The sequence below is a fragment of the Rhizobium sp. BR 315 genome (assembly GCF_050577975.1).
Taxonomy (GTDB): Bacteria; Pseudomonadota; Alphaproteobacteria; order Rhizobiales; family Rhizobiaceae; genus Rhizobium; species Rhizobium miluonense.
Genome location: NZ_JARWKZ010000035.1, coordinates 17,086 through 43,497 on the forward strand (window position 1 = coordinate 17,086; position 26,412 = coordinate 43,497).

The following is a 26,412-nucleotide window of genomic DNA, read 5'->3' on the forward strand; positions in this document are numbered from 1 at the left end:
CATGTCGGGCGCCATTGCCAATGCCGACGATATTCCCGTCGTCCTGCTTGCAGGCGGCCGATCAAGCCGCATGGGGGCGAACAAGGCTTTCGCGACCCTCGGTGGCCAGAGCCTCTTTGTCCGTATCGCTGCACGCATCGCTAAAACGCAGGTAAGGCCGGTAGCGCTCAACGCCGATGCGGATTGGCCAGATCCAAAGGGCCTGACGCTGGTCCCCGATGGGATCGCCGGCAAGCTCGGCCCGCTCGCCGGTGTGCTCGCGGCCATCCAGTATGCGGCACAGCACTATCCGCAGGCCTCGCATGTCGCCACGGTGCCGATAGACAGCCCCTTTTTCCCAGACGATCTTCTCGTGCGGCTGGCCGAAGCCATCGGTGCCAGCGATGAAATCGCAATCGCTGCATCGTTCAATCGAGACCATCCCGTTTTCGGTCTCTGGCCTGTTTCCGCCGCCGGCGATCTCGAAACATGGATCCTCACCGACCCAAAGCGGCGGGTCAGGGATTTCCTCGCACGCCATACGGTCCAGCGCGTGGAGTTTCCCGCCGTCCAGACCCCGATCGGCCCTCTCGATCCTTTTTTCAACGTCAATACGCCCGACGATCTTATCGACGCCCAGAATTGGCTTGCAGCACTGGAAGACATGTCATGACGATATCCCGACCGAAGATCTTCGGCATTGCCGGCTGGAAGAATTCAGGTAAGACCGGACTTGCGGTGCGTCTGGTCACCGAGTTCACGCGGCGCGGCTATTGCATTTCGACGATCAAGCATGCGCATCATGATTTCGATATCGACAAGGTCGGCGCCGACAGCTTCCGTCATCGCGAGGCCGGAGCGTATGAGGTTACCATCGTTTCCGGCACGCGCTATGCCATCATGCACGAATTGCGCGGCGCACCCGAACCGAGTTTTGAGGAAATATTGGCGCGCCTAGCCCCTTGCGACCTCGTACTGATCGAGGGCTACAAACGCGAGCCTATCCCGAAGATCGAGGCTCGTCGCCTGGAAGCGGCCCAACGCGAGCCGCTCGCCCCACACGACCCGCATATCGTCGCCATCGCCGCCGACCATGCCGTCGAAGCGGCCGGTTCGCTTGCCGTCTTCGATCTCGATGACACGATTGCAATCGCCGATTTCATCGCCGCGACCACGGAACTCGGCGAGCCGGCAAAATAAAAGGCCGCCAGTTTCCCGGCGGCCCCTTTTCATGTGTCAGCAGACGCTTACTGCTTCGATGCGACCGGACGGACCAGCGGCGTGATGCGCCGGATGGTGACGCGGCGATTTTCCTGCGACGGTCCCGTCGTATTCACCTTGAGATACTGCTCGCCATAGCCCTGAGTTACCAGGTTTTCGGCCGGGATGCCGTAGACATCGGTCAGCACGTTGGCGACCGATTCCGCGCGGCGGTCCGACAGGATCAGATTGCTCTGTGCCGAACCCACGGCATCCGTATGGCCTTCGATAAGGAAGGTCTCGGTCTGATCGCGCTGGATGACCTTCGACATGCCGTCTGCGACACCGCGCAGCGTGCTGGCCTGCGACATCGGAATGTCGGCGCTGCCCGTTGCGAAGGTGATCGTATCGAGGTCGATACGGCGGATCTTGTCACGAATACGGGCCGAATAACGCACTTCGTTGACCGAATAGATTCGCTCGACCGGCTCGACCGGCGGCTCCCGCAGGAAGTCGTAGTAGTTCGCATTGCGGTTGGACGCCGTGTCGATGATGTACTGGCTCAGCGGAATGAGCAGGCGCATCGGCGGCAGGTCGTCGCCCGGATCGCGGAAATAGTCGTCATGATCCGGCCGGTCTTCGAGCTCAGGCGAATAGAACAGCACATATTCCCGACCTCGGGCATCGACACGCGAGCGCTGGATGATGTCACCATAGCGGTTGCGGATGGTGATGATCTGATCGCCGTTCGGCTGGTCGATGGTCTCGCGGTAGCGATCCCGTGGCAGCTGCTCGTAGGTAGGCCGCTCGCCGCCGCGAACGAAGCGGTCGGTATCGTCATGGCGAACGACATAGGTGTTGTCGACATTCACGAGGGTGCGATTGTCCTGATTGATGATGGTCTGGATAGACGTGCCCTGCGGCGGGGCGAAATCCGGACGGCGGTCTATCCGGCGGCCCTGCTCGCTGGTCACGGCCTCGATCTTGACGGGCGGTTGCGCCTGGGCGCCGGCGGCGGCGCGTTGTGCCTCGGCATCGGAGGTCGGCGGCTTGGTGTAAGCCGGTGGCGGCTGCTGGGCCGGGTTGGTTTGCGCCTGGCCGCTCTGAACTTGACCGGCCTGCCCGCGACCACCTTGTGCACCAGGAGCGACCGGGTTCTGGCCGCCATTCAGATGTTCTCCGCGACGGACGGAATCCTTCTGGCTGTCGAGCACGGCGCTGCCGTTCTCAACCGGCAGGATGACAGGACCATTTGCCGAAGCCGGATTTTCCGCGATCTTCTTGCGGCGTTCCAGCTCCTGCGGCGAAACCTGTTCTGCCGGAGGCACCTGAATTTCGCCGGCCTGCTGGCCGCTGCCATTGGCCGCTGGAGGCGTTGCACTGCCTTGAGCGGGCGCCACTGCCCCATTGGCGGGCGGCTTGCCAGGCTGCGGGGTGGCTGCCTGATTTCCGGGCTGAGCGGGCTGTGCCTGCGGCTCGCCCTTCTGGGCCGGCTGCTGTGGATTGGCGGCAGGCTGTTCGCCCTGCTGCTGCGTCTGCGGCTGCTTGCCATGCGTCTTGTCGCCGGGCTTCTGTCCCTGCTCGGTGCCGGGTGCCACCTGAGTTCCAGGCTGGGCTTCAGGTTGTGCCTGCGTCGCGGGCTGCTGAGTCTTTTGCCCCTTGGGCGGCTGAGCGGCAGGCGTCTGCGGCTGTTCGGCCGGCTGTTGCGCCGGAGCCTCCGGCTGAGCCTGCTTCTTCGGATGGGCATTCTGGTCAGGTTGGGCCTGCTTCGCCGGCTCCTGCTGAGTTTGCGGCGCGGCGGTCGCCGGAGCTTCCTTCTGGACAGGAGCTTCCTTCGGAGCCTGCGCGGGCTGTTGTGCCTTCGGCTCGGGCTTGGCCTTGGGTTCAGGCTTTGCCTCCGGCTGCGTTTCAGCGGCAGGCTGCTGCTGTTCTACCTTGGGCTGCGGTGCTTCCGCAGGCTGCTTGCCCTTCTGCTTGGGTTGCGGCGCCTCGGGCTGGGCCTCGGGAGCGACGGCCTTCGGCTGCGGCTTGGCTTCAGGCTGGGCCTGCGGCTCTTCGGCCGGCTGCTGATGCTGCTTCTTCGGCTCGGGCGGAGCCTCTGCGGCCGGCTGCTGCTTCTGCGGCTTCGGCTGCTCCTGCTCTGCGGGCTGCTGATGCTCGGCCTTCGGCGGCTGGGCTTCCGGTTGCTGCTGCTTCTGCGGCTTTGGCTGCGGCGCCGCTTCGGGCTCGGCCTGCTTGTGCTGCGGCTCTGCACCGCCCTGAGACTTCTGGCCTTCGTGCTTCTGGCCCTGCTCACCCTCGGCGGGCTTCTTGTGCTTGAGCTGCTCTTCGTCCGGCTGGGCGGCCGGTGCCTCCTGCTGAGCCACTTCGAAGCTTCCAGCGACACCCTTCGTTCCGGCGATGCCATTACTCAATGGCGTGATGGCCTGCCCGCTCAACGCTGCAGCGGCTGCCGGCTCGAACGCGAGCGATAGGGACAGCAGCGGAAATGCGGCGCTGGCAAATAGTCTGGATCGCTTTCCCATATGGGATCTCCTCTTATGATCTTTGTCCGCCGAATTGCGAATCTCAACGGGCAAGGCGATGCCTCACGATCCCGGCCAATTTTCGGTTCTCATGAGGCTGAATCACGGCAAGCCGCTATTAGGTTCCGAACTATTAGGTTGCAGCAATTAACCTCGGCTGAACGTAGCGGATGGCTTTCGTTCAGATTTCCCTTTGGCGCGTTTCCATTGCAGCGGAATTGCGCAATGGCGATTGCCTTCGTGATTCCAGTTGCATTTTCCGGAAAAAAAGTACGAATATCGGCGCAAGGCGGGCCACCGACCCGCTCCACTCGAGCCGTCTGCCAAGAAATAATAATGAGCTGCCGGCCACCACCAGAGAGGACCAATATGCGCATCTCCACTCGTCTTTTTGCCGCCGCATCCTTCGCCGCGATGTCACTCTTCGCTGGCGCCGCGCTTGCCGACGGCGATTCGATCGTGTTCGGCACCGACGCGACCTACCCGCCCTTCGAATCGCTGGAAGCAGGCGGCAAGTTCGTCGGCTTCGACATCGATATAACCAACGCGCTTTGCGATCATATGAAGGTCAAGTGCACCTTCGTGAACCAGGATTTCGACGGCATCATTCCGGCCCTGCAGGCCAAGAAGTTCGACGCCATCATCTCGTCCATGTCGATCACACCGGAACGCCAGAAGATCGTCGACTTCACCAACAAGATCTACAACACGCCGCCGGCGATCGCCGTGCCGAAGGACTCCACCATCAAGGAGGCCACCAACGAAGGTCTGAAGGGCAAGTCGATCGGTGCCCAGTCCTCCACGACGCATGCCAATTACGCTTCCGCCCACCTGAAGGACGCGCAGTTGAAGCTCTATCCCTCAGCTGACGAATACAAGCTCGACCTCGGCAATGGCCGTATCGATGCCGCCATCGACGACGTCGTCGTCCTGTCAGAATGGGTAAAGTCGGACGCCGGCAGCTGCTGCAAGATGCTCGGCACGCTGAAGAACGACCCGGTCATCAACGGTGCTGGCGCAGGCATTGCCATCCGAAAGGGCGACACGGCTCTCCGTGACAAGCTCAACGCGGCCATCGATGCGATCCGTGCGGACGGCACCTATAAGAAGATTCAGGACAAGTACTTCGATTTCGACGTTTACGGCGGCTGATCGCCCGTCGATTCCTTGGGAAAAGACGACGGCGGAAGCTTGCTCTTCCGCCGTTTTTGTTTGACAACGAGAAGAATATAAGCAGAAACGCGGCAAAAGCCGCTAGGGGAAATACAGCATGAGCGGATTGTTTTCCGCCGTCGGTTCCTTGTGGACCTGGTTGAGTACGATTTTCGACCCGTTGTGTGGTCCGGCCGGACTATTCACCGTGTTTACCATGTTCAGCCCGCACACGATGCTCGCCTGTGGCGATGCGGGCTGGGGAGATGAGCTGGCCGGTGGCCTGAAGATTACCATCGCCGTCTCTCTCGCGACGCTGCCACTCGGGATCGTCATCGGTTTCTTCGTCGCACTTGCTCAGCAATCGGAAGAGAGGTCGCTGCGGCTTGCCGCCGGCGTCTTCACCACGATTTTCCGCGGCCTGCCGGAGCTGCTGACGCTCTTCATCATTTACTACGGCCTGCAGATCCTGCTGCAAACGCTGCTTGCCAAATTCGGCTATAACGGTCCCATCGAGATCAATGCCTTCGCTGCGGGCATGGTCGCGCTGGCAATCGTCTTTTCGGCCTATTGCTCGGAAGTGCTGGTATCTGCTTTCAAGGCTATTCCGAAAGGCCAGTATGAGGCAGGCGATGCCTTGGGCTTCCATCGCGCACGCACCATGCGGCTGATCATTGTGCCGCAGCTCGTCCGCATCTCGCTGCCAAATCTCGGAAACCTCTGGATGAACCTGTTGAAGGACACATCCTACGTGTCGATCATCGGTCTTGCAGACATCATCAGGCAGACGGGGATCGCCGTGCGCGTCACCAAGGCGCCCTTCACCTTCTATTCGATCGCCTGCCTGTTCTATCTGACCTTGGCCGTCATTTCGTCGATCGGTCTCTTCTATCTCGACCGATGGGCCAAGCAAGCGGAGGTCCGTCGATGAGCCATGCCGAAATTCTGATCGCGGCGCAGCCGGCTCCGCCGCAAACGGCAAGAAAGCTATCCAAGGCCCGCATCGCTGGCTATTTCTTTCTAGGCTTATGGGCCGTTCTCGGCATTTCGCTGCTGGCGATGATCGTGTTCGGCTGGGATCTCGATAAGGTCGTGACATATGGACCCAGGCTTCGCAACGGTCTCTGGATCACCGTCAAGCTGGTCACCATATCCTTTGTGCTCGGCGCGATCCTGTCGCTACCGCTGGCCTTCGCCCGCATGTCGAGCAACAAGATCCTGAGCACGCTGACCTATTGCTATGTCTATCTGTTCCGCGGCACGCCGCTCCTGGCGCAGATATTCATGGTTTACTACGGGTTCCCGAGTTTCCGCTGGTTCTTCGAGGACATCGGCATGTGGTGGTTCTTCAAGGACCCATTCTATTGCGGCGTCTTCGCCATGACGCTCAATACGGCCGCTTATCAGGCGGAAATCGTTCGAGCTGCCATCCAGAGCGTGCCGAAGGGCCAGAGCGAAGCGGCCAACGCCCTCGGCTTCCATACATGGATCGCCTTCCGCAAGATCATCATTCCCCAGGCGCTCATCGTTGCCCTGCGCCCCTACGGCAATGAAATCATCCTGCTGATAAAAAGTTCGGCGACGGTTTCCATCATCACGGTCTATGACCTCATGGGCGAAACACGCTACGCGTTTTCGCGGACTTACGACTACCAGATCTATCTCTGGGCAGCGATCTTCTATCTGGTGATCGTCGAGTTCATGAGAAACGGCTGGGCTTGGATGGAAGGCCGGCTGACGCGCCACCTCAAGCGCTGATCGGATAAAGGCGGCGCAAGCCGCCTTTATTGGCAGCACTCGCTTGATATCGCTGCTAACGCATTGATTATTTAATTGAAATTCCCTTTGCGACACTTTTGTAAAGCTTGAGTTTACCTTGAGCTGTTTCCATATCTTAGTGACCATGAGTCACGAACAAGAATGGGAACGGAAAGAGAAAGCTCATGCACGACGACATGCAAAAGCAGTTGCAAGGCTATGGGTTGACGACGGCGCAGATCCTCTATCACCTGCCCGACCATCCGCAATTTCTCCAGACCTATATCTGGCAGGACTATGACCTTGCCCCGAACTTCCCCGAAATGCGCGGCTTCCTGAAATTCTGGCAGGAGAAGCTGGACGGACCGCTGCATTCGGTACACTACGTTCACCGCAAGCTCATATCGGCAACCGAGTGGCGGGCCGTGAAAGGCGAATTCATCCTGCACTGAGGCAATCAGGCCGAATGTGCGGCGTTTCTCTTACGGCGACGCTGCCGCCGTCAGACATGCGCTTCGCCATGGACAAAGTCCCCTTCATCCGACCCGCGATGGAGCGTGCCATAGACAACAGCAGCGTAGAAAACCGCGACAAGAACGATGACAACTACGCCGGGGATCGGCCCGAGTGCTGCATTGTCGGTGATGTAGCTCCATGAATGCGCCATCTCTTGCGCGGCGGGATCAGTCTGAAGTCTTGGCGTCGAAATCTTCAGGACCCACGCCAGCAGCAGGATCGCATACATCCAGCAATAATTGCGCCGCAAGCGCCGCTGCGCCGCTTCGGCATAACTGAGCAGCAGCCGCGGAGCGCGCAGACTGGACGCAATCGCCAGCGCCCAATCATTGTTGAGTTCGGCTTGCGGCGCCAGGATTTGCGCAAAATAGTTCCGCTCCAGCTGCCGCACGCGCGAGCGGTAGACATCGAAGAAGCGATATCGCCGCGCTTCGATCATCAGTAGCAGCGTGATCAGCATCATGCCGAAGAGCAGCACGCCGTGATGAGACGAGGGCGTCGATAGCGACACGGAAAGCAGAGCCGCAACCACCGTGATCGCCCAGTTCGACGTCCGGTCGATGCGATCGCGCCAGCTTGTCATCCTCGCCAGTTCGCCCCGGTAGTAATGGGTCAATGTGTTGGTGACTTCAGCCGATGACGACGGCATGGAGGGACGACCGCGCTCAACTGGGCTGTTTGTTGGGTTCGGTGCGGTCAGTTCGGTATCCATGGTTGTTCCTCCCTTGTTTTTTATTCGGATAGCGTCCTCAATTCGCCTTTACCGAAAGCGATATTCTGCACCTGCAAGGCAAGCATTGCAAAAGCTGATCAAGCGCCTTAATGCCTGCGTGACAAAAGGAAGGGCCGGCATCCATGGCAAAGAAGAAGATCGACGAAGACGCGCTGGCGGAAGCCTACAACCGGGCATTGGCACTGGAGAAGGCGGGCGATATCGACGCCGCGGTCAAAGCCTACGAAGAGGTTTTGGCTCTCGATCCGGAAGACCATGGCGGCGCTGCCGTGCGCATCGCCTCGATGGGGCGCGGCGAGATACCGGTGAAAGCACCGGATGCCTATGTCGAGACGCTGTTCGATCAGCACGCCGAGGTTTTCGAGGATGTGCTCGTCGAACAGCTCGGCTATCACGTTCCCGTCCTCGTTCGCCAGCGCCTGCAGACACTTGGCCTGGGACCGTTCAAGCGCATGCTCGATCTCGGCTGCGGTACGGGCCTGACCGGGAGCACCCTGCGCGACATCGTCGATGACATCACCGGCATCGATATCTCGGAAAACATGGTCGAAGTAGCCCACGAGAAGGACGTTTACGAGACCCTCTTCGTCGCCGAGGTCGAGGACTTCCTCGACGACAACGATGAGGATGCCTTCGATCTGATTACCGCTACCGATGTCCTGCCCTATCTCGGTGCGCTGGAACCCCTGTTCTTCGGCGCAGCCGAAAACATGACAGCGGGCGGCCTCTTCATCTTCTCTTCCGAGACCCTGCCGGAAGCGACAATGGCCGGACGCCCATATATGGTCGGCCCGCATCAGCGTTTCGCCCATTCCGAGGCCTATGTGCGCGAACGGCTGACGGCGACCGGCTTCGAGCTCATCGAAATCACCGACATCAACGTCCGCATGCAGGATGGCCAGCCGACGCCGGGCCATCTGATCATCGCCCGCCGCCGCACAGACTGAGACCATCGACATCAAGTGGAAAATAGTTATCCAAATGGATAACTATTTTCTTGCTCCGCGGCGATCGAGCTGATACTTAGCCATTCAGATAAGTTTCAGCTCGAACCTTGGACTTGGAAAGGTCGTCGCATGTCCCTCACTCTCTACCAGCATCCGCTCGCCTCCTTCTGCCACAAGGTGCTGATGGCGCTTTATGAAAACGGCACGCCGTTCGAGAGCCGGATCATCGATCTCGGCAATGAGGAATCACGCGCCTCATTGGTGCGCCTCTGGCCGCTCGCCAAGTTCCCGGTGCTTCGCGACGAAGCGCTCGACAGCACCGTGCCTGAAACCAGCATCATCATCGAATATCTCGACCGGCACTATACCGGAGCAGCGCCGCTATTGCCAACAGATCCGTCGGATGCTCTGTGCGTCCGGCTTTGGGATCGATTCTTCGATCAATATGTTCAGGACCCGATGCAAAGAATAGTCGCGGACGTCCGCCGGGCAGACGGGGATCGAAGCCCGCAAGGCGTTTCCGAAGCCCAGGCACTGCTGCGCACCGCCTATGGGATGATCGAAAAGCAGCTGGATGGGAAAACCTGGATCACCGGCAACAGCCTGACCATGGCAGACTGTGCCGCTGCACCTGCGCTTTTCTATGCCGAAACCGTCGTTCCCTTTGGAGAGGGGCATACCCGGCTGAAGGCCTATTATCAGCGCCTCCTCGACCGTCCGTCCTTTGCCCGCGTCCTTAAGGAAGCCATGCCTTATTTCCACATGTATCCCTATAGCGAGAAATTGCCGTCGCCGCTCCGGCCGGAAAAGCCGAATGCTTGAAGACGCGCAAGCGCTCGACCGCATGTTCCATGCCCTGTCCGACCAAAGCCGGCGCGGCATGATCGACCGGCTCGGGCTAGGGCCTGCTTCCGTCACGGAACTGGCCCAGCCCCTGGACATGGCGCTGCCGACCGTGATGAAACATCTGCAGGTGCTGGAAACCAGCGGGCTCGTTCTCTCGGAAAAAGCCGGCCGGGTGCGAACCTATCATCTTCGCAAGGAGGCGCTGGCATCCGTGGAGCGATGGATTGCCGAACGCAAGGCATCCTGGAACAGGACCTTCGACCGGCTCGACATATTTCTGGCAGATACATCGACGGAGACGACGGGCGAATGAACGAAAGATCGACAGACCATACGACCATCACCATCGAGCGCCACTTCAAGGCGCCGCTGCCGCGGGTCTTCAATGCCTGGGCAATCCCCGAGCAGAAACAGCGATGGTTTGCCTGCAGTGGTGACTGGACGCAGCTGGATTTCCAGCTCGATTTCCGCACCGGCGGCAGCGAAAGCAATCGGACCGCCTCGACCAACGGCGTCGTGCACGCCTATCAGGCCCGCTATGTCGACGTCGTCCCGAACGAGCGCTTCATCTATGCTTTCGACATGATGCTCGACGACATCAGAATTTCCGTGTCGCTGGCGACGGTCAGCTTTGAACCGGAACCCGGCGGTACGAAGATGACCTTCGTCGAACAGGTCGTGTTCCTCGACGGCTATGGCGACAATGGTTCGCGGTTAATGGGCACGGAAATCGGCTTCGACAATCTAAGACTCTTTGTCGAGGCGGACGATACGAGAGCGAATTAGCCCCGAATCTCGCCAAGGATGGCAGCCAAAAGCCGCCCTTCGAGTTCGGCGAGCGCCGGATTGCCGTGGCGGCGCGGATGCGCATGAGGAATGGCGAGATCGAGCACGATCCTACCCTCGTCCAGCACCACGACCCGATCGGCCAGATGCACCGCTTCGCTGACGTCGTGCGTAACCAGCACCGCGGTAAAGCCGAGCTCGCGCCAGACGAGGTTTAGCAGCTCCTGCATGCTGACGCGCGTCAGGGCATCCAGCGCACCGAGCGGCTCATCGAGCGCAAGGATACCGGGCTTGCTGACGAGTGCGCGGGCGAGTGCCACGCGCTGCTTCTGTCCGCCGGAAAGGCTGGAAGGCCATTCGCCTGCCTTTTCGGCAAGCTGCACCTCGGAAAGAACGGACGCAGTCTCCTTCCGCAACACATCCTGCGGCACGCCCTCGCCCAGACCGACGGCGGCATTGTCTGCCACGGAAAGCCAGGGCAGCAGCCGCGGCTCCTGAAAGACGATGCGCGTGTTGGGTTGCGCCTCGCTGCCATCGGTCGCTTCGAAGCGCAGATGCCCAGCGCTCGGCTCTTCCAGTCCCATCAGGATGCGCAGTAGCGTACTCTTGCCGCAGCCGCTCTTGCCGATGACGGCAACGAACTGGCCGGCGGGAATATCGAGATCGATGCCACGCAGAACGCGGTTGTTTCCGAAGCTCTTCTCCAGCCCCTTGATATGGATGGCCGCGGCCTGCGGAGCCGCATGTTCAGCTTCAGCCCGTGGGCGATCGAGTACGTTGACGCTCATGGCAGGTTCCTCAATTCTGATAGGCCGGGTTCCAGCGCAACGCCCTGCGCTCGATCGTCCGCGCAACCACATCGGCGAGCTTGCCGAGAATGGCGTAGATGACCAGCGTCAGGACGACGACATCGGTCATGCCGAATTCACGGGCATTGTTGGCCATGTAACCGATGCCTGACGACGCCGCGATCGATTCAGCAACGATGAGCGTCAGCCACATGATGCCGAGGGCAAAGCGCAGTCCGACGAGAATGGATGGCAAGGCGCCGGGAAAGATGACCTTCCGGAACAGCGTCCAGTTGCTCATACCATAGACCCGTCCCATTTCGATCAGTCCGCGGTCGACATTGCGCACACCGTGATAGGTGTTGAGGTAGATCGGGAAGAGCACGCCAAGTGCCGTCAGGAACAGCTTCGATTCCTCGCCGATCCCGAACCAGAGAATGACGAGCGGCACCATGGCGAGGTGCGGGATGGTGCGCAGCATTTGCAGCGTCGTATCGGTCAATTGCTCCGAAAGCCTGGATACGCCGTTGGCTATACCGAACAGGAAGCCGATCGAGCCGCCGACCAGCAAGCCCGCAAACGCGCGACCGGCGCTGACGAGGATGTTGTTCGGCAGCTGCCCCGAGATCGTGGTCTGCCAGAAAGCGACCACGACTGCCGCCGGCGACGGCATGATGCGGGTGGAGATCCATCCGAACGACGATCCGAGCTGCCATGCCGCGATGACGACGATTGGCAGCAGGAAGGGCAGAAACCTCTGAAACGAGATGGCCTGCCGTGCGGCCCTGGCCGGGCGCGTGCGGCGTTCCGAACCCACGCGTACGAAAGACGTGTCGAATGCCGTCATGGGGATCTCCCTTCAAAGGTGGCGTTACGAGCCGGAAACCACCTTCAGATTGCCGCCGTGGCTGCCGCCCGCAAAGATCTGTTTGGCGCCGAACTCGTTGCGGAATCCCGCGCGCTGTTCCTCGCGGCTCAAGCCGAGTTCGGGGAACAGAAGCTCAGCGACACGATAGGCTTCCTCCAGATGCGGATAGCCGGAGCCGATCACGGTTTCGATGCCGAGCTCCTGATATTCGCGTAGCCTTGCCGCCACCGTTTTCGGCGACCCCACAAGTGCCGTGCCGGCACCGGCGCGAACCAGTCCGACACCGGCCCAGAGGTTCGGCGACACTTCGAGCTTGTCGCGACGACCGCCATGCAAAGCCGCCATGCGCTTCTGCCCCACGGAGTCCGACTGCGTGACGAATTGCTCCTGCGCCTCGCGGATCGTCTCGTCATCGAGCTTGGAAATCAGCTTCTCAGCGGCGGCCCATGCCTCTTCGTCCGTCTCGCGAACGATAAAGTGCAGGCGGATGCCGAAGCTCACCTCGCGTCCGCGCTTGGCGGCCGCAGCCCGCACCTTCTCGATCTTTTCAGCCACCTGCGCCGGCGGCTCACCCCAGGTCAGATATTTGTCGACGCGACCGACGGAGAAGTCGATACCGGCATCGGAAGAGCCACCGAAATAGAGCGGCGGCCGCGGCGCCTGTACCGGCGGCAGGCCCAGCCGCGCATTGATCGCCTTGATATACTTGCCTTCGAAGGTGGACGAGCCCGTCTCCAGCAACTCCTCCCAGACGTGGAAAAATTCATCGGCATGGGCATAGCGCTCGTCATGTTCCAGATGAATGCCGTCGCCCGCCAGCTCGGCCGGGCTGCCGCCAACGACGATGTTGAGCAGAACGCGGCCATTCGAGACACGATCGAGCGTCGAGGCGAGACGCGCATAGTAGGCTGGCGACGCCGTACCCGGGCGGATCGCGACGAGGAACTTCAACTTCTGCGTATGGGCGGAAAGAGCAGCTGCGGTAACGAAGGATTCCTCGCAGGAGACGCCCGTCGGCAGCAATACGCCGGAATAGCCAAGGCGATCGACCGCCTGCGCGATCTGCTGGAGGTATCCGATCTCCGGCCCCCGATTGAGATCGGAGGTGCCGAGATAGGTGCCGTCGCCGGAAGTCGGAATGAACCAGAGAAAATCGATGGGTTTTGCGGTCGCGGTCATGACGTTTTCCTGCCTTCTGGATGCGCGTGATCGGAAGCCACTTCCCGATGTTCGATCTGGATAGTGACATAGACTATGGATTATATCGACAATGCAGATTTTCTATTGCCAGGCATTGGACGGAATATTTTTGCTGAAGCGACCCACATCCGTAGTGTTTCGGATGTGGGTTGCCGCAGCGGCAGTGGCCGCTCCTCAGCTCGCCTTCGGTCGCCAGACGATATCCGTGACGGTCAGTTTCTTCGGCACGATCCCGAGATTGTAGAATTCATCGGCCAAGCCCTGCTGATAGGCAATTGCGGCATCCGTGATGGTCGAGACACCGCCGAGATCGGCGCCGGGACGCGTCAGTGTCACTCGGGTCACCGCTGCCGGAACGCCGGTAATTTCGGCTAGCGCTGCAACGCTTTCATCCAGATGGGACTGTGCCGCTGCGCCGACCTTGGCAAGCTCATCAAGGATGTCGGCGACGACCTGCGGGTTATCCTTGGTGAAATCAGTGTTGGCGAGGAAGTAGCTGAAGGAGTCGACGATCCCACGCGCTGTCGTCAGGATGCGGGTATCCGGGTCTGCCTCGGCGATGGCGAGATACGGATCCCAGATCGACCAGGCGTCGATCGCGCCGGTCTTGAACGCTGCTGAAGCATCCGGCGGCGCAAGATCCAGTGCCTGAATGTCGTTGACCGTGAGCCCTCCTTTGCGCAGCGCCTTAACCGTGACGTTGTGGGCGCTGGAACCGCGCTTGAAAGCGACTTTCTTGCCCTTGAGATCGGCGAGCGTCTGGATCGGCGAATCCTTGCGAACCAGAATGGCCGAGCTTTCGGGACTGCCGGTGTAGAGGCCGACATAGAGCAGGTTGCCGTTGGCGGCCTGTGCAAAGAGCGGCGGCACGTCACCGGTAGCGCCGAAATCGAGAGCGCCCGCACCAAGCGCTTCGAGCAGCGGCGGACCTGAGGTGAACTCCGACCATTCGACCGAGATCCCGCGATCGGAAAGCCGCCTTTCCAGCGCGCCCTTGCGTTTGGCGAGCGCCAGCACACCGTTCTTCTGCCAGCCGATCCGAAGCGTCGTTGCTGCGGCCGCTCGCGCCGACCGGATCGAAGGCAAAGCAAAGGCGGCCGCCGTGGCGCCGAGGAGGCCGAGTGTCTGTCTGCGCGAAATCATCGAGGATCCCTTTTCATGAGGCCCTGGCGCTTCCGCGGCCATCGGCTCGTTGTCGATAGCTAAGGATCGCAAATCCATAGATTATATCGACAAAGGATATTATGAAGTTTTGGGCACAAATCGAAATTTAATTCCCGAAAATGGAAAAATCAGAAATGTGATTTCAAATGCTGTGCTACGGTGACAAGTTGCCCGATAGATCGGCCTTCCGTCCCTTCGGGCTTTCCGCTAAGCCTTCGAGTCGAATTCGGACAGGGAGTTATAAGAATGGCAAAGGTCGCGTTCATTGGCATGGGCGTAATGGGTTACCCGATGGCAGGGCATCTCAAGGTCAAGGGCGGGCATGACGTTACCGTCTACAACCGCACCATCGCCAAAGCCGAGGCATGGGCCAAGCAATATGACGGCAAATTCGCCCCTACCCCGGCCAAAGCCGCCGAAGACGCCGACTTCGTCTTCACCTGCGTCGGCAATGATGATGACCTGCGCTCGGTGACTACAGGTGAAAACGGCGTCTTTTCAAGCATGAAGGCGGGCGCAGTCCTCATCGACAATACGACCGCCAGCGCCGAAGTTGCCCGCGAGCTCTATGCGGCAGCCAAGGAAAAGGGCGTGGAGTTCATCGACGCGCCGGTTTCCGGCGGGCAGGCTGGCGCCGAAAACGGCGTGCTGACTGTGATGTGCGGCGGCCACGAAGCCGCGTTCGAGAAGGCCCGTCCCGTCATCGACGCTTATGCCCGCATGGTTGGCCTGATGGGGTCGGCCGGCGCGGGGCAGCTGACCAAGATGATCAACCAGATCTGCATCGCCGGCATCGTGCAGGGCTTGGCCGAAGGCATTCATTTCGGCAAGCAGGCCGGGCTCGATATCGAAAAGGTCGTGGACGTCATTTCCAAGGGTGCCGCCGGCTCATGGCAGATGGAAAACCGCCACAAGACCATGAATGCCGGCAAGTACGATTTCGGCTTCGCCGTCGATTGGATGCGCAAGGATCTCGGCATCGTCCTTGAGGAAGCCCGCCGTAACCAAGCCAAATTACCGCTGACGGCGCTCGTCGACCAGTTCTACGGCGATGTCCAGGCGATGGGAGGCAATCGCTGGGATACCTCCTCGCTGCTCGCGCGCCTGGACAGGAAATAGGAAGACCGCCCCAATTGGCGACATCGGCTGAGCGCCTCAAGACAGCGGCGCTCAGTCTAGATCAATCCTCGTTGGACTTGGCATTCTCAAGCAGCATGTAATCGAGCGGCAGTTCCGTCGAATACTTGATCTGCTCCATAGCAAAAGCGGAGGAGACGTCGCGGATTTCGATCTTGGCGATCATGCGCTTGTAGAAGGCGTCATAGGCGGCGATATCGGGAACGACGACGCGCAGCAGATAGTCGACGTCACCGCTCATGCGATAGAACTCGACCACTTCCGGAAAATCGGCGATGACTTCGGAGAAGCGCTTCAGCCATTCGATGGAGTGGCTGTTGGTGCGGATGGAAACGAAAACGGTAACCTTCGTGTTGACCTTTTCAGGGTCAAGAAGAGCCACGCGACGGCGAATGACGCCATCCTCTTCCATCTTCTGGATGCGGCGCCAGCAGGGTGTCGTCGACAATCCGACCTTCTTGGCAAGGTCGGCCACGGCCAGAGTGGAGTCCTCCTGCAACAGGCGCAGAATTTTGCGATCAAGGCGGTCCATTTTAAGCATCCCTTCGAATTATATTCTCTCTATAGCCTATTTCAGGGACGAGAAAAGAAACTTTTTTCAGGAAACCAGGAATCTCACACGTTCTTGTAATACGGGAAGCAGTTCCTCCTCAAACCAGGGATGGCGCTTCAGCCAGCCGCTATTGCGCCAGCTTGGGTGCGGTAACGGCAGTATGGCCGGCGAACGGTTGGTCAGGAGATAGCGCCGCCATTCGGCGACCGTCTCGGTCATGGACGCCATCCGCTCAGTGCCCATATGCCATGTCTGGGCATATTGACCGATGGTCAGGATCAGCTCGATCTGCGGCATTGCCTCCATGGCTCTCCGGCGCCACAACGGCGCGCATTCCTTGCGTGGCGGCAAGTCGCTGCCGGCCGCATCATAGCCCGGGAAACAGAAGCCCATCGGCAGAATGGCAAAATGATCGGGGTTGTAGAAACTCTCGCGATCGACGTTCAGCCACTGCCGCAGGCGATCACCGGAAGCGTCGTTGAACGGCAGGCCGCTCTCGTGAACGCGCAGGCCCGGCGCCTGCCCGGCAATCAGGATGCGCGCAGTCGAGGAAAGAGTGGCAACCGGCCGCGGCTCGTGCGGCAGCCGATACGCCTCACCCTTGGCCGGCTTATCCCGACAGACGCGGCAGGCGGCAATCGCCTGGCTCAGCTTCTGCAATTCTGCTTCATTCATCATGCGAGCCCCAGCCGACGAGCTGCCTTATATAGTCTATCAGACCCTTCATCGGATCATCCGCTGCGGATTGTTGCATTCGCTCCTCGCGCCGGTAATCGCCGGGCCGTTCGAAATCGCCAGCCCATACGCCCGCCTTCGCTTGCCGTGCCGCCCGCTCTTCGGCGGCATAGCCGCCATAGGAAAGCGCCATGCCTTTGCGAACCATCGCGGCATTAATATCGACATCGCCAACCACGCAAGTCACCAGGAGGCGACCATAGCGATCCCTCTCCTGCCCGCGGCATTCCGGCTTGCCGGTCTTAACGATTGTGGCGAGAGCCTTGCGCGCTTCTTCGCCGCATGCCCAATCGGCGCCATCGCGCCGACACCGTTGCCGATATTCCGGCGCATCGATGCCCTTCAATCGCAGACGGTCTCCGTCAGAGGAAAGCGTATCACCGTCGATAACATAAAAGTCGCCTGTGTGAACGAGTTCCGGCCGATTATTCATTTTCAACGCGAGCAAAGCGAGAATGGCGAGCAAAGCAAATGTGGCCGCGCCGTCTCGAAAAAGGCGGCCTGACCGCATCACGTTCCTGCCTCCTTTAACAACAAATCCTTGGCGAAGATGGCAAACAAATCATTTCAGCGCAGCATCTTCTTAAGATTTGGCAGCTAGTCTGTAATCTCACGCAGACCAAGTTTCAACGAAACCATGAGAACCGGCGTCAGCACATCGACAGATAAAAACATCGTCGACCGATCGCGCAGCCACCACAACCGGGCTGTGTCGAAGGCCGTGCGGGAGACGCGCGAGCGCCTGCAGACGGGGCACAGCAGCAATTTCGACAGCGAACTCATGGCCATGCACATCGACACGCTGCTGCAGGGCGCTGCTATCGTCCCGATCTTTGTCGTCGTCGTCGCCGCGCTCGGGGTGTACCTGACCCGCGACGCGGGGATCTTCCTGTGGACCATTCCGATCCTGACGGCGCACGCCGTCAACATGCTGCTCGGCAGACGCGCCAAGAAGCAGGAAATGACACTTGAAAGTGCCAGGAAGTGGCGGCAGATCCTGTTGCTGGGGCAGCTGCTGACGGGCCTCTGCTGGGCAATGTTCGCGATGCAGAACTGCTCGACTTGCGGCGGAGACAGTTTCAGCCTGTACAAGGGCACGACCTTGCTGGTGGCGATCTGCATCACGGCTATGGCAAGCTTCATGCTGCCGCGCGCCGTGCCTTTCGCGTTTGCGCCGGCAACCGTGGTGCTGGTCGTGACCGCGATCCTGACCCGAAAACCCTCGGACATTGCGCTGACCGCCGCCGTCTCGGTTGCCGTGATCTTCTTCACCTTCATCACCAACAGGATGTTTCAATCCAATCTGAAGATCCTCTCCTTCCAATCGGAGAAGGACGACCTGATCGCGGAACTCGAGGTCGCAAACTCCATGTCCGACGAGGCGCGCCGGCGCGCGGAAGAGGCAAACCTCGCCAAGTCGCGATTCCTGGCCTCCATGTCGCATGAGCTCAGGACGCCGCTGAACGCTATTCTCGGCTTCTCCGAGGTCATGTCGGCCGAAGTCATGGGACCGCTGAACAATCCGACCTACCGGGAATACACCACCGATATCCATCGATCCGGGCAGCACCTGCTCAACCTGATCAACGAAATCCTCGACCTGTCGCGCATCGAAGCCGGCAAATATGAGCTGAACGAGGAAGCCATCTCTCTGCTCGATATTACGGAAGACTGCATCGGCATGGTGCAGCTACGCGCCCGCGCCAAGAATATTTCCATCTCCTCGCAGATCGAGCCGCAGCTCCCGTCCGTCTGGGCCGATGAAAAGTCCATGCGGCAGGTCATCCTCAATCTGCTGTCGAATGCCGTGAAGTTCACGCCGCAGGGCGGCGAGATCACCGTCAAGGTCGGCTGGACGGCGGGCGGCGGGGAGTATGTGGCGATCAAGGACAATGGGCCTGGCATTCCCGAAGAGGAAATTCCGGTGGTGCTCTCCGCCTTCGGTCAGGGCTCGATCGCCATCAAGAGTGCTGAGCAAGGCACTGGCCTTGGTCTGCCGATCGTGCAAGCCATTCTTGCCAAGCATGATGGTCAGTTCCTGCTGAAATCCAGGCTGCGGGAAGGCACCGAGGTCATAGCGATCCTGCCGGCCAAGCGGGTGCTGCAAAGCCTGCCGGCGGTGGAAGACGCTCCGCTTGCCGGGCGGCGCAAGAAGAGCTTCGCCTGAAGTTCAGATTCCGCGGCCTAGCGGAAAAGCAAATGGCTGCCGATGACGTAAAGCAGATAAAGACCGGAGGCGACCAGCATGCAGAGCACCGCGAAGGAGCCGAGATCCTTGGCATGCTTGCCGACGTTGGAAATCTCTGGAGATATCCGGTCGATAACCTCTTCGACGGCCGTATTCATTGCCTCTACGGCGAAAACGCCCAGGAAAAGCACCACGGCGATAATGATCTCGCCGACACTTGCGCCCACGACAATCAGCAGGATCAGCGAAATTCCCGCGAACAGAAGCTCCTGACGGAAGGCAGCTTCCTGAAGCAGCCGCTGAAAACCGCCCCACGAATAGCTGGCAGCGGCGAAGAAATGCCGGATTCCGGTTTCCTTGGTCACTGCAGGTTTCGAAAACTCAGCCATTCCCGCTCCGCCCGTAATGTTCCGATTGCGATTTAGGCGCCTTGCGAATACCGCCTCGCTCTCGCCGAGGCAAGGCGACACTTCCGAGCACCCTCAGAATTCATTACAGATTTATGACGCGAACCGATAGTTCCACAGGAAAATCGGCGGCGAAATACCCTTCGAGCATCTCGCCGCAAGATCCCATCAATGCTTGTTGGCGACGCCTGCACTTTCGAAGGTCGCCATACCGGAATGACAGGCAGCGGCCGCCTTGACGATCCCGGCTGCGAGCGCAGCACCTGTGCCTTCGCCGAGCCGCATGCCGAGCGCCAGAAGCGGCGTCTTGCCGAGCTTTTCGATCGACTTCAGATGCCCCGGCTCGCCGGAGACATGGCCGATCAGGCAATGATCGAGCGCCGACGGATTGGCAGCCTTGAGAATAGAGGCTGCGGCCGTCGCGACATAGCCGTCGATGATGACAGGGATGCGTTCCATGCGCGCCGCAAGAATAGCGCCAGCCATAGCGGCGATCTCACGGCCACCGAGGCGACGCAGGATTTCGAGCGGATCGGAAAGATGATCACGGTGCAGCGCGACCGCCTTCTCGACGGCGGCGATCTTGCGCTTCAGCATCTCACCCTCAGAGCCGGTTCCGGGACCGACCCAGTCCTCCGCCTTGCCGCCGTAAAGCGCATAATGGATGGCGGCGGCGATCGTGGTATTGCCGATACCCATCTCGCCGACGCAGAGCAGATCCGTGCCGCCGGCAATCGCTTCCATACCGAAGGCCATGGTGGCAGCGCAATCGCGTTCGCTGAGCGCCGGCTCCTCGGTGATATCGGCGGTCGGAAAATCGAGCGCCAGATCGAAGATCTTGAGGCCGAGGTCGTAAGCGACGCAGATCTGGTTGATCGCCGCGCCGCCGGCAGCGAAATTCTCCACCATCTGCTGCGTGACGGAAGGCGGGAACGGCGTAATCCCCTGCTTGGTGACGCCATGATTGCCGGCGAAAATCGCGACCAGCGGCCGGGTCACGGCAGGCGGGCGGCCGGTCCAGGCGGCCAGCCAGAAGGCGATCTCCTCGAGACGGCCGAGCGCGCCTGGCGGTTTGGTGAGCTGCGCGTCGCGCTCGCGCGCTGCCACGAGCGCGCGTGCATCCGGGCCTGGAAGGTCGCGCAGCAGCGTGCGGAAATCGTCGAATGGCAAGCCGGTTACGCTCATGAATGCCGTTCCTTGTCTTTTGGTCTCAAATCAGGTTCTTTGCGTGCGACTCTATTAGTCTTAGGAAACGGCGCGAACAACTCCAAAAGCGTTCGATGCAGCCGTGCAAATAGCAGGGAGCGGAAGAAATGCGGGAATATATGCGCGACACCGCGCGCGCCGTCGCTTTCCTAAGCCGCATCCCCGTTTCGACATCCTTCTTTGCAGCTTATGACGGCAAGCTCGCGTCGGTTTCAAGGGCCTTTCCCTTGGCCGGCCTGCTGGTCGTGTTCCCCGCCGCCGCTGCCTTCGGCTTACTGCTTGCTTTGCATGCCGATCCGCTGATGGCAGCGCTTCTCGCTCTCACGGTGCAAACGATCACGACGGGGGCTTTGCACGAAGACGGTCTCAGCGACACCGCCGATGGACTGGGCGGCGGTACGGATCGCGATCGCATCCTGTCCATCATGAAGGACAGCCGCATCGGCACCTATGGCGCGGCCGCGCTGATCCTGTCCTTTGGGCTGCGTGCAGCGGCGTTGGCCGCCATTGCCCGTCACGCCACGCCGTCGGGCGCAGCCATCGCACTTCTCGCCGCGGCCGTACTCAGCCGCGGAGCAATGGTATGGCATTGGCATGTGCTCCCTTCGGCAAAACCGGACGGAGTCGCGGCTTCTGCCGGCCAGCCGGATGGCGACGCCATGCAGCTGGCGCTGATCACGACGCTTGGCCTTGCCGCGCTATTGATCTGGCCGAGCCTCGGCATTCCCGCGCTTATCTCCTGCCTTCTGGTCGTCGCCATCGCGACGTTTTTGTTGAACAGGCATGTGCGCCGAAGACTGTCCGGCCATACCGGTGACACCATCGGAGCGACGCAGCAGATTTGCGAGATCGCCTCGCTCTGTACCCTTGCCATGTGCGTTTGAAGCCTCGATATATGATCTCATGCTAACACCCTGCATCCTTGTCTGTTCTCTCGACGCGAACACCGGTTATTGCCTCGGCTGCGGCCGCACGGCTGCGGAAATCGGCGCATGGATGAGCTATGGCGACGACGAACGTCTGGAGATCATGGAGCTTCTTCCGGCGCGCCTGGCAAGGCTCGAGCGCCAGTCGCAGGAGGAAGCTCGCCGGCCTCAGCCGATACGGGAGCGCAGCGCCGTATGAACCGCCTGAACATCGTTCTCGCCATTCTCGGCATCGGCCTCGCCCTGCTCGTCTTCAACAGCAACACCGGCACGACCTTCGGCATGCACAATGACGACTTTGCTCGGATCGTCTATCTCTTGCCGATCGCCCTGATGATGAGTGCCGCTGTCTGGGGCAGTCGCCATACCGTCAGCCAGTCGCTGCGCAATCTGCTGATCTGGTTTGTGGTCATCGTGGCCCTGGCGACGGCCTATATCTATCGCTACGACGCAGAGCGCGTCGGAAATCGCCTCTTCGCCGGCCTGATTCCCGGCCACGCCGTGGTCGTCACCACCAGCGAAGGCGGCCAGGAGGTGATCCTCCACAAGCGCTCCAGCGGGCATTTCGAAGCAGTGGTCAAGATCAACGGGCAGCCGATCGACATGCTCATCGACACCGGTGCCAGCACCATTGCGCTATCGCAAGAAGATGCCGCTCGCGTCGGCATCATTCCGGAAAACCTTACCTACTCCATGAGCGTAATGACCGCGAACGGCCGCGCAAGTGCTGCTCCCGTCGAGCTTGGCTCGGTCTCGATTGGGCCTATCAAGCGGCGCGACGTCAAGGCAAGCGTGGCGGAAGCCGGCAAGCTGGACCAGAGCCTGCTCGGCATGAGCTTCCTCGAGACCCTGGGATCCATGCAGATGCAGACCGACGAGCTGCGGCTTCGGGATTGAGCGGCAAAGGGTAGAAATCAATAGTTCGGCGGGGATCGAAGCATTCAGCTGTCTCTTCACTCTAAAAGACGACATATCTGAACGGCTTGGAAAGAGAGACACCCATGGCGCCCGCTAAGACGAATATAACCACAGAACTGCTGCTGCTTCTGACGCTCGCGACCTGCTGGGGCGCGTCCTACAGCTTTATCCGCGTCGGCGTGACGACCATCCCGCCGATCACGCTGATTGCCGCCCGCACCTTGATCGCCGGCCTCGTCCTGCTCGCCGTTATTCGCTGGCGCGGCCTCAGCCTACCGAAGGATGCTGCCACATGGCGGCGTTTTCTCATTCAATCCTGCCTCAATAGCGCCATTCCCTTCACGCTGATCGCCTGGGCCGAACAGACCCTCGACGCCGGCCTGGCGACCATATTGAATTCCACCACACCAATCTTCGCATTCCTGATTGCCGCAATCCTTCTGCGCACCGAACGGCTGACCGGCCGCAAACTCTTCGGCGTGATCGCAGGCATGGCGGGTATTTGCCTGATCATCGGTTTTGATGCCCTGCACGGGGTAGGCCGGCAGCTGCCTGCACAGCTCGCCGTCGTCGCCGCGTCCATCTGCTATGCGAGCGCCGCATTGTTCGGGCGCAACTTCAAAGGGTTGGATCCGATGATGCCTGCGGCCGGCTCCCTGCTATGCGGGGCGGCTCTCCTGGTCCCTGCCAGCGTGGTCTTCGAACATCCCTGGCAGCTCGCTCCGTCCGCGGCCTCGATCCTGTCGCTTCTCGGCCTGTCGGTCATCTCGACCGCCCTTGCCTTCAGCATCTATTTCCGGCTTATCCAGACCCTCGGTTCCGTGGCCACCACCTCGCAGGCCTACTTGCGCGTTCCAATCGGGGTCGGCATCGGCGTCATCTTCTTGGGCGAACCCGTATCCTCGATGGCAGCCATCGGCCTGGTCTGCGTCGTGGCCGGCGTCATGGCCATGACCATCGCCCCGCGCAAAAAGGTCGTCGCTGGGTGACCTTTAAGGAAAGCAGCTCGGGAGATCAGCTCAGCAACGAGAGATCGTCCCAGACGAAAATCAGATTGTCGGAACGCCAGATCGGCCCAGGGTCGGTATATCGGCCGATCATCCGGCCTCCGAGCGACCGGTAGAAAGCGATCGCCGGTTCATTACCGGCCACGACGCCAAGCGCCGCACCGGAATAGCCAAAGGCGGCAAGCTGCGCCGCCAACTCCCGCATGAGGCGACGCCCGAGCCCCCGCCGCTTCACTGAAGGGTCGATGTAGAGCGAACGTATTTCCCCTCGTCCCTCGAAAGCCGATTCCGATGGCGCACCGATCGCGCCGATGCCGACAAGCCGGTTTTCCTGCTCCGCGAGCAGCGCACCTTGATGCCGGCGCGGATTAGCAAGCATATCGCTCCACCGCGCCCGGCGAAAATCTTCGTCGAGCGTATGATAGACATTGGCCGGCGCGAGATCGCGATAGGTTTCGCACCAGACCGCTCGATGCAGCCTGGCAATATCGGCAGCATCGTCGATCGTAGCCGGCCTGATCTCGATCTGTGCCGGCAATTCCACCATCAGTTCCTCAGCCGATAGCCCGTCTTGAAGATCCACCCGAGAGTGGCCAGGCAAGCGGCCAGAAAGAGCGTGATAATGGTAAGGCTCAGCACCGGATTGACGTCGGCAATGCCGTAGAAGCTCCAGCGGAAGCCGCTAACGAGGTAGAGGACCGGATTGAGATGGCTGACCGCCTGCCAGAAGGGCGGCAGCATGTTGATCGAATAGAAGCTGCCGCCAAGGAAGGTCAGCGGCGGCACGACCAGCATCGGGATGAGGTTCAGCTGCTCGAAATTCCCCGCCCATATGCCGATCATGAAACCGAACAGGCTAAAGGTCACGGCCGTTAAGACGAAGAACAGGATCATCATGAAGGGATGCTCAATCCTGATCTCAACGAAGAAGCTTGCCGTCATGAGGATGATCAAACCGATCAACATGCCCTTGGTCGCCGCTGCCCCCACATAACCGAGTACGATTTCGGTCATGGCGACGGGCGCCGACAGCACCTCATAGATCGTGCCGGTGAACTTTGGAAAGTAGATGCCGAAGGAGCCGTTGCTGATGCACTGGCCAAGTAGCGTCAGCATGATCAGGCCGGGCGTGATGAAGGCTCCATAGGAAACGCCTTCGACGAGATTGATGCGCGATCCGATCGCGGCGCCGAAGACGATGAAGTAGAGCGAGGTGGAAATGACCGGCGAGACGACGCTCTGCAGCAAGGTGCGGCGCGTGCGGGCCATCTCGAACATATAGATGGATTTGATCGCCTCGAAGTTCATTTGCCTGCTCCTACCAGCGATACGAAAATATCCTCGAGTGAGCTCTGGCGCGTCGAGAGATCCTTGAAGTGAATTCCCTCTGCAGCCAGCTTCGACAGCAGCGCCGCAATGCTGGATTGTTCATTGTGGGCGTCGAAATCATAGATCAGCGTCAGTCCGTTCGGGCCGAGCGAAAGCCCGTTGCCGTCAAGGCGGTTGGGAACTTCCTCAAGCGGTTCGTTCAGATCGAGGATGAGCTGCTTGCGGCCGAGCTTGGCCATCAGCACCTTCTTGTCTTCCACCAACAACAGCCGGCCGCCATTGATGACGCCGACGCGATCGGCGATCTCTTCGGCTTCTTCGATATAGTGCGTCGTCAGGATAATGGTGACGCCGGAAGCCCGCAGGCGCTCGACGACGTGCCACATGTCCTTGCGCAGCGTGACATCCACGCCCGCGGTCGGCTCGTCGAGGAAGAGGATCTCCGGCTCGTGCGACAAAGCCTTGGCGATTAGGACGCGACGCTTCATACCGCCCGAAAGCTGACGAAGCATATTATCCTTCTTGTCCCACAGCGAGAGATCGCGCAGCACCTTCTCTATATGCGCAGGATTCGGCTTCTTGCCGTGCAGGCCGCGCGAAAAGCTCACCGTGTTCCATACGGTTTCGAACTGATCAGTCGTCAGCTCCTGCGGCACGAGGCCGATCATGCTGCGCGTGGCGCGAAAATCGCGCACCACGTCATTGCCGCCGACCGTCACCGAGCCGCTGCTCGGATTGGCAATCCCGCAGACGATGGAGATCAGCGTCGTCTTGCCCGCACCGTTCGGCCCGAGCAAAGCAAGGATTTCTCCTTGTTCGATATCAAGATCGACACCTTTCAGTGCCTGGAACCCATTACTATAGGTTTTGGTAAGACTGCGGATAGAAATGATCGGAGCCATGATGCGGGCAAGTCCGGCCTTAAGCTGTGATGAGTTTGTCGGCGTTTGCCCGCTATATAGTCGGTTTCAGGCTTTTACCATCCCACAGGGCCTAAACACAGCGTTCGCTTAAGACAAATAAGCTGTCATCAAATCGTGACCTTAGTCGGGCATATACATCCTTAGGTGAGCAACGTTTGTCGCAACTCCGCCCAACGCCTCTTGGCGACATCGTCAGCGCCTATCGTACTCGACGATTTATTGCCCTCGCATTCATATTGCGTGCCTCATTGCTACATGAAGTTTTTTTCTGGAGCAGGCAGGGATACCCCGTCGTTGTCATGCACCACTCAAGCCGGCTCTGCCGGCTTTTTCTTTTTAACGGCTTGCAACCGACAAAACGACGGCTACCAGCGGCCGTTCACGCCGCAACCGGCCGGCGGCAGCGTTTTCTGCTCGAAGCGCGCCTTCAGCATCGCGCAGCCCTTGTCCCTAATAGGGCCTGGCATCATCGAGTTCAGGCCGATGCCAACCTCATCGAAGGGATCATCGGCATAAGCGACATAGACGTACCAACGCCCGCCGATGACGACAACGATGGCAATCAAAGCCGCGACAAGCGCTCTTCCCAGGCTTCTCTTTCGTCTCGGTACGTCTTCCATG

At 60.2% G+C, this 26,412-nt stretch carries 31 protein-coding genes; 16 read left to right on the forward strand and 15 right to left on the reverse strand.

Translation table 11 applies throughout. The features are described 5' to 3' along the window. Position 1 precedes the first annotated feature (1 nt). Together mobA and mobB are read left to right on the forward strand one after the other, a co-directional pair. Positions 2–652, forward strand: a complete 651-nt coding sequence (gene mobA, locus QD409_RS25315) for a molybdenum cofactor guanylyltransferase MobA (RefSeq protein ID WP_092855065.1) — start codon at positions 2–4, stop codon at positions 650–652. Next, a complete protein-coding gene (gene mobB / locus QD409_RS25320) occupies positions 649–1,179 on the forward strand; it encodes a molybdopterin-guanine dinucleotide biosynthesis protein B (RefSeq protein WP_430763972.1) in 531 nt (176 codons plus the stop codon). The genes mobA and mobB overlap by 4 nt, the downstream gene beginning before the upstream one ends. Before the next feature lie 47 nt (positions 1,180–1,226). Here the strand turns inward: mobB and QD409_RS25325 are convergent, their stop codons facing one another. Beyond that, positions 1,227–3,704, reverse strand: coding sequence for an OmpA family protein (locus tag QD409_RS25325; RefSeq protein ID WP_430763973.1), 2,478 nt, complete (start codon positions 3,702–3,704; stop codon positions 1,227–1,229). Between the two features lie 369 nt (positions 3,705–4,073). Between QD409_RS25325 and QD409_RS25330 the strand changes: the two genes are divergently transcribed. The 4 genes from QD409_RS25330 to QD409_RS25345 all read left to right on the forward strand — a co-directional run bounded on the left by QD409_RS25330 (position 4,074) and on the right by QD409_RS25345 (position 7,066). Continuing rightward, entirely contained in the window at positions 4,074–4,856 is a 783-nt protein-coding gene (locus tag QD409_RS25330; protein ID WP_092855001.1) for a lysine/arginine/ornithine ABC transporter substrate-binding protein, read from the forward strand. A 118-nt stretch (positions 4,857–4,974) separates the two neighbouring features. After that, on the forward strand, positions 4,975–5,787 hold the full coding sequence (locus QD409_RS25335) for an ABC transporter permease (RefSeq protein ID WP_092855003.1): 813 nt from the start codon (positions 4,975–4,977) through the stop codon (positions 5,785–5,787). Then, the gene (locus QD409_RS25340; protein WP_092855005.1) at positions 5,784–6,614 is read left to right on the forward strand and encodes an ABC transporter permease; all 831 of its coding nucleotides are present in this window, start codon (positions 5,784–5,786) and stop codon (positions 6,612–6,614) included. Before QD409_RS25335 ends, QD409_RS25340 begins: the two co-directional genes overlap by 4 nt. Before the next feature lie 185 nt (positions 6,615–6,799). Beyond that, complete coding sequence (locus tag QD409_RS25345) at positions 6,800–7,066, forward strand: usg protein (RefSeq protein ID WP_092855007.1); 267 nt, start codon at positions 6,800–6,802, stop codon at positions 7,064–7,066. A gap of 50 nt (positions 7,067–7,116) precedes the next feature. On the opposite strand, the gene QD409_RS25350 is transcribed toward QD409_RS25345, so the two are convergent. Then, positions 7,117–7,842 (reverse strand): DUF2270 domain-containing protein, encoded by a 726-nt coding sequence (locus tag QD409_RS25350; protein ID WP_092855009.1) that lies wholly within the window; start codon positions 7,840–7,842, stop codon positions 7,117–7,119. Between the two features lie 143 nt (positions 7,843–7,985). On the opposite strand from QD409_RS25350, the gene QD409_RS25355 reads away from it, so the two are divergent. The 4 genes from QD409_RS25355 to QD409_RS25370 all read left to right on the forward strand — a co-directional run bounded on the left by QD409_RS25355 (position 7,986) and on the right by QD409_RS25370 (position 10,442). Beyond that, positions 7,986–8,810 carry a methyltransferase domain-containing protein gene (locus QD409_RS25355; protein WP_430763974.1) on the forward strand — a complete coding sequence of 275 codons (825 nt, stop codon included), beginning with the start codon at positions 7,986–7,988 and terminating at the stop codon, positions 8,808–8,810. Positions 8,811–8,939: 129 nt separating this feature from the next. Next, positions 8,940–9,632: a glutathione S-transferase family protein gene (locus QD409_RS25360; RefSeq protein ID WP_092855013.1), complete on the forward strand. Its 693-nt coding sequence runs from the start codon at positions 8,940–8,942 to the stop codon at positions 9,630–9,632. Then, complete coding sequence (locus tag QD409_RS25365) at positions 9,625–9,969, forward strand: ArsR/SmtB family transcription factor (RefSeq protein ID WP_092855015.1); 345 nt, start codon at positions 9,625–9,627, stop codon at positions 9,967–9,969. The genes QD409_RS25360 and QD409_RS25365 overlap by 8 nt, the downstream gene beginning before the upstream one ends. After that, positions 9,966–10,442 (forward strand): SRPBCC family protein, encoded by a 477-nt coding sequence (locus tag QD409_RS25370; RefSeq protein WP_092855017.1) that lies wholly within the window; start codon positions 9,966–9,968, stop codon positions 10,440–10,442. The genes QD409_RS25365 and QD409_RS25370 overlap by 4 nt, the downstream gene beginning before the upstream one ends. On the opposite strand, the gene QD409_RS25375 is transcribed toward QD409_RS25370, so the two are convergent. The 4 genes from QD409_RS25375 to QD409_RS25390 form a co-directional block, all read right to left on the reverse strand. Beyond that, on the reverse strand, positions 10,439–11,230 hold the full coding sequence (locus QD409_RS25375) for an ATP-binding cassette domain-containing protein (protein ID WP_092855019.1): 792 nt from the start codon (positions 11,228–11,230) through the stop codon (positions 10,439–10,441). The two genes, QD409_RS25370 and QD409_RS25375, sit on opposite strands and share 4 nt — an antisense overlap. A 10-nt stretch (positions 11,231–11,240) precedes the next feature. Further along, on the reverse strand, positions 11,241–12,077 hold the full coding sequence (ssuC, locus tag QD409_RS25380; protein WP_092855021.1) for an aliphatic sulfonate ABC transporter permease SsuC: 837 nt from the start codon (positions 12,075–12,077) through the stop codon (positions 11,241–11,243). A gap of 24 nt (positions 12,078–12,101) precedes the next feature. Then, positions 12,102–13,277 carry an FMNH2-dependent alkanesulfonate monooxygenase gene (gene ssuD / locus QD409_RS25385; protein WP_430763975.1) on the reverse strand — a complete coding sequence of 392 codons (1,176 nt, stop codon included), beginning with the start codon at positions 13,275–13,277 and terminating at the stop codon, positions 12,102–12,104. A gap of 195 nt (positions 13,278–13,472) precedes the next feature. Further along, the gene (locus tag QD409_RS25390) at positions 13,473–14,441 is read right to left on the reverse strand and encodes an aliphatic sulfonate ABC transporter substrate-binding protein (RefSeq protein WP_430763976.1); all 969 of its coding nucleotides are present in this window, start codon (positions 14,439–14,441) and stop codon (positions 13,473–13,475) included. Between the two features lie 267 nt (positions 14,442–14,708). On the opposite strand from QD409_RS25390, the gene QD409_RS25395 reads away from it, so the two are divergent. Beyond that, the gene (locus QD409_RS25395; protein ID WP_092855025.1) at positions 14,709–15,581 is read left to right on the forward strand and encodes an NAD(P)-dependent oxidoreductase; all 873 of its coding nucleotides are present in this window, start codon (positions 14,709–14,711) and stop codon (positions 15,579–15,581) included. 61 nt (positions 15,582–15,642) lie between these two features. Here the strand turns inward: QD409_RS25395 and QD409_RS25400 are convergent, their stop codons facing one another. The 3 genes from QD409_RS25400 to QD409_RS25410 all read right to left on the reverse strand — a co-directional run bounded on the left by QD409_RS25400 (position 15,643) and on the right by QD409_RS25410 (position 17,401). Next, a complete protein-coding gene (locus QD409_RS25400; RefSeq protein WP_069613098.1) occupies positions 15,643–16,131 on the reverse strand; it encodes an Lrp/AsnC family transcriptional regulator in 489 nt (162 codons plus the stop codon). 66 nt (positions 16,132–16,197) lie between these two features. Continuing rightward, positions 16,198–16,830: a uracil-DNA glycosylase family protein gene (locus QD409_RS25405; protein WP_430763977.1), complete on the reverse strand. Its 633-nt coding sequence runs from the start codon at positions 16,828–16,830 to the stop codon at positions 16,198–16,200. Beyond that, entirely contained in the window at positions 16,820–17,401 is a 582-nt protein-coding gene (locus QD409_RS25410; protein ID WP_430763978.1) for a thermonuclease family protein, read from the reverse strand. Before QD409_RS25410 ends, QD409_RS25405 begins: the two co-directional genes overlap by 11 nt. Positions 17,402–17,524: 123 nt before the next feature. Between QD409_RS25410 and QD409_RS25415 the strand changes: the two genes are divergently transcribed. Further along, the gene (locus QD409_RS25415; RefSeq protein ID WP_092855031.1) at positions 17,525–19,054 is read left to right on the forward strand and encodes a sensor histidine kinase; all 1,530 of its coding nucleotides are present in this window, start codon (positions 17,525–17,527) and stop codon (positions 19,052–19,054) included. Positions 19,055–19,071: 17 nt separating this feature from the next. On the opposite strand, the gene QD409_RS25420 is transcribed toward QD409_RS25415, so the two are convergent. Both QD409_RS25420 and cobT read right to left on the reverse strand, forming a co-directional pair. Further along, entirely contained in the window at positions 19,072–19,464 is a 393-nt protein-coding gene (locus tag QD409_RS25420; protein WP_092855033.1) for a diacylglycerol kinase, read from the reverse strand. 186 nt (positions 19,465–19,650) lie between these two features. Beyond that, positions 19,651–20,667 carry a nicotinate-nucleotide--dimethylbenzimidazole phosphoribosyltransferase gene (gene cobT, locus QD409_RS25425; RefSeq protein ID WP_092855035.1) on the reverse strand — a complete coding sequence of 339 codons (1,017 nt, stop codon included), beginning with the start codon at positions 20,665–20,667 and terminating at the stop codon, positions 19,651–19,653. A 128-nt stretch (positions 20,668–20,795) separates the two neighbouring features. Here cobT and QD409_RS25430 point away from each other — a divergent pair, with 128 nt between their 5' ends. The 4 genes from QD409_RS25430 to QD409_RS25445 all read left to right on the forward strand — a co-directional run bounded on the left by QD409_RS25430 (position 20,796) and on the right by QD409_RS25445 (position 23,521). Beyond that, positions 20,796–21,572: an adenosylcobinamide-GDP ribazoletransferase gene (locus tag QD409_RS25430; RefSeq protein ID WP_092855037.1), complete on the forward strand. Its 777-nt coding sequence runs from the start codon at positions 20,796–20,798 to the stop codon at positions 21,570–21,572. 19 nt (positions 21,573–21,591) lie between these two features. Beyond that, entirely contained in the window at positions 21,592–21,813 is a 222-nt protein-coding gene (locus tag QD409_RS25435; protein WP_092855039.1) for a DUF1289 domain-containing protein, read from the forward strand. Further along, positions 21,810–22,511 (forward strand): retropepsin-like aspartic protease family protein, encoded by a 702-nt coding sequence (locus QD409_RS25440; protein WP_430763979.1) that lies wholly within the window; start codon positions 21,810–21,812, stop codon positions 22,509–22,511. Before QD409_RS25435 ends, QD409_RS25440 begins: the two co-directional genes overlap by 4 nt. A gap of 104 nt (positions 22,512–22,615) precedes the next feature. Then, a complete protein-coding gene (locus QD409_RS25445; protein WP_092855043.1) occupies positions 22,616–23,521 on the forward strand; it encodes a DMT family transporter in 906 nt (301 codons plus the stop codon). Positions 23,522–23,546: 25 nt separating this feature from the next. Here QD409_RS25445 and QD409_RS25450 read toward each other — a convergent pair whose 3' ends face one another. The 4 genes from QD409_RS25450 to QD409_RS25465 form a co-directional block, all read right to left on the reverse strand. Then, positions 23,547–24,086, reverse strand: coding sequence for a GNAT family N-acetyltransferase (locus QD409_RS25450; protein ID WP_092855045.1), 540 nt, complete (start codon positions 24,084–24,086; stop codon positions 23,547–23,549). Continuing rightward, complete coding sequence (locus QD409_RS25455; protein ID WP_092855047.1) at positions 24,086–24,847, reverse strand: ABC transporter permease; 762 nt, start codon at positions 24,845–24,847, stop codon at positions 24,086–24,088. Before QD409_RS25455 ends, QD409_RS25450 begins: the two co-directional genes overlap by 1 nt. Next, positions 24,844–25,770, reverse strand: coding sequence for an ABC transporter ATP-binding protein (locus QD409_RS25460; protein ID WP_092855049.1), 927 nt, complete (start codon positions 25,768–25,770; stop codon positions 24,844–24,846). The genes QD409_RS25455 and QD409_RS25460 overlap by 4 nt, the downstream gene beginning before the upstream one ends. A 386-nt stretch (positions 25,771–26,156) precedes the next feature. Further along, entirely contained in the window at positions 26,157–26,411 is a 255-nt protein-coding gene (locus QD409_RS25465; protein WP_092855051.1) for a hypothetical protein, read from the reverse strand. Between the last annotated feature and the right edge of the window lies 1 nt (position 26,412).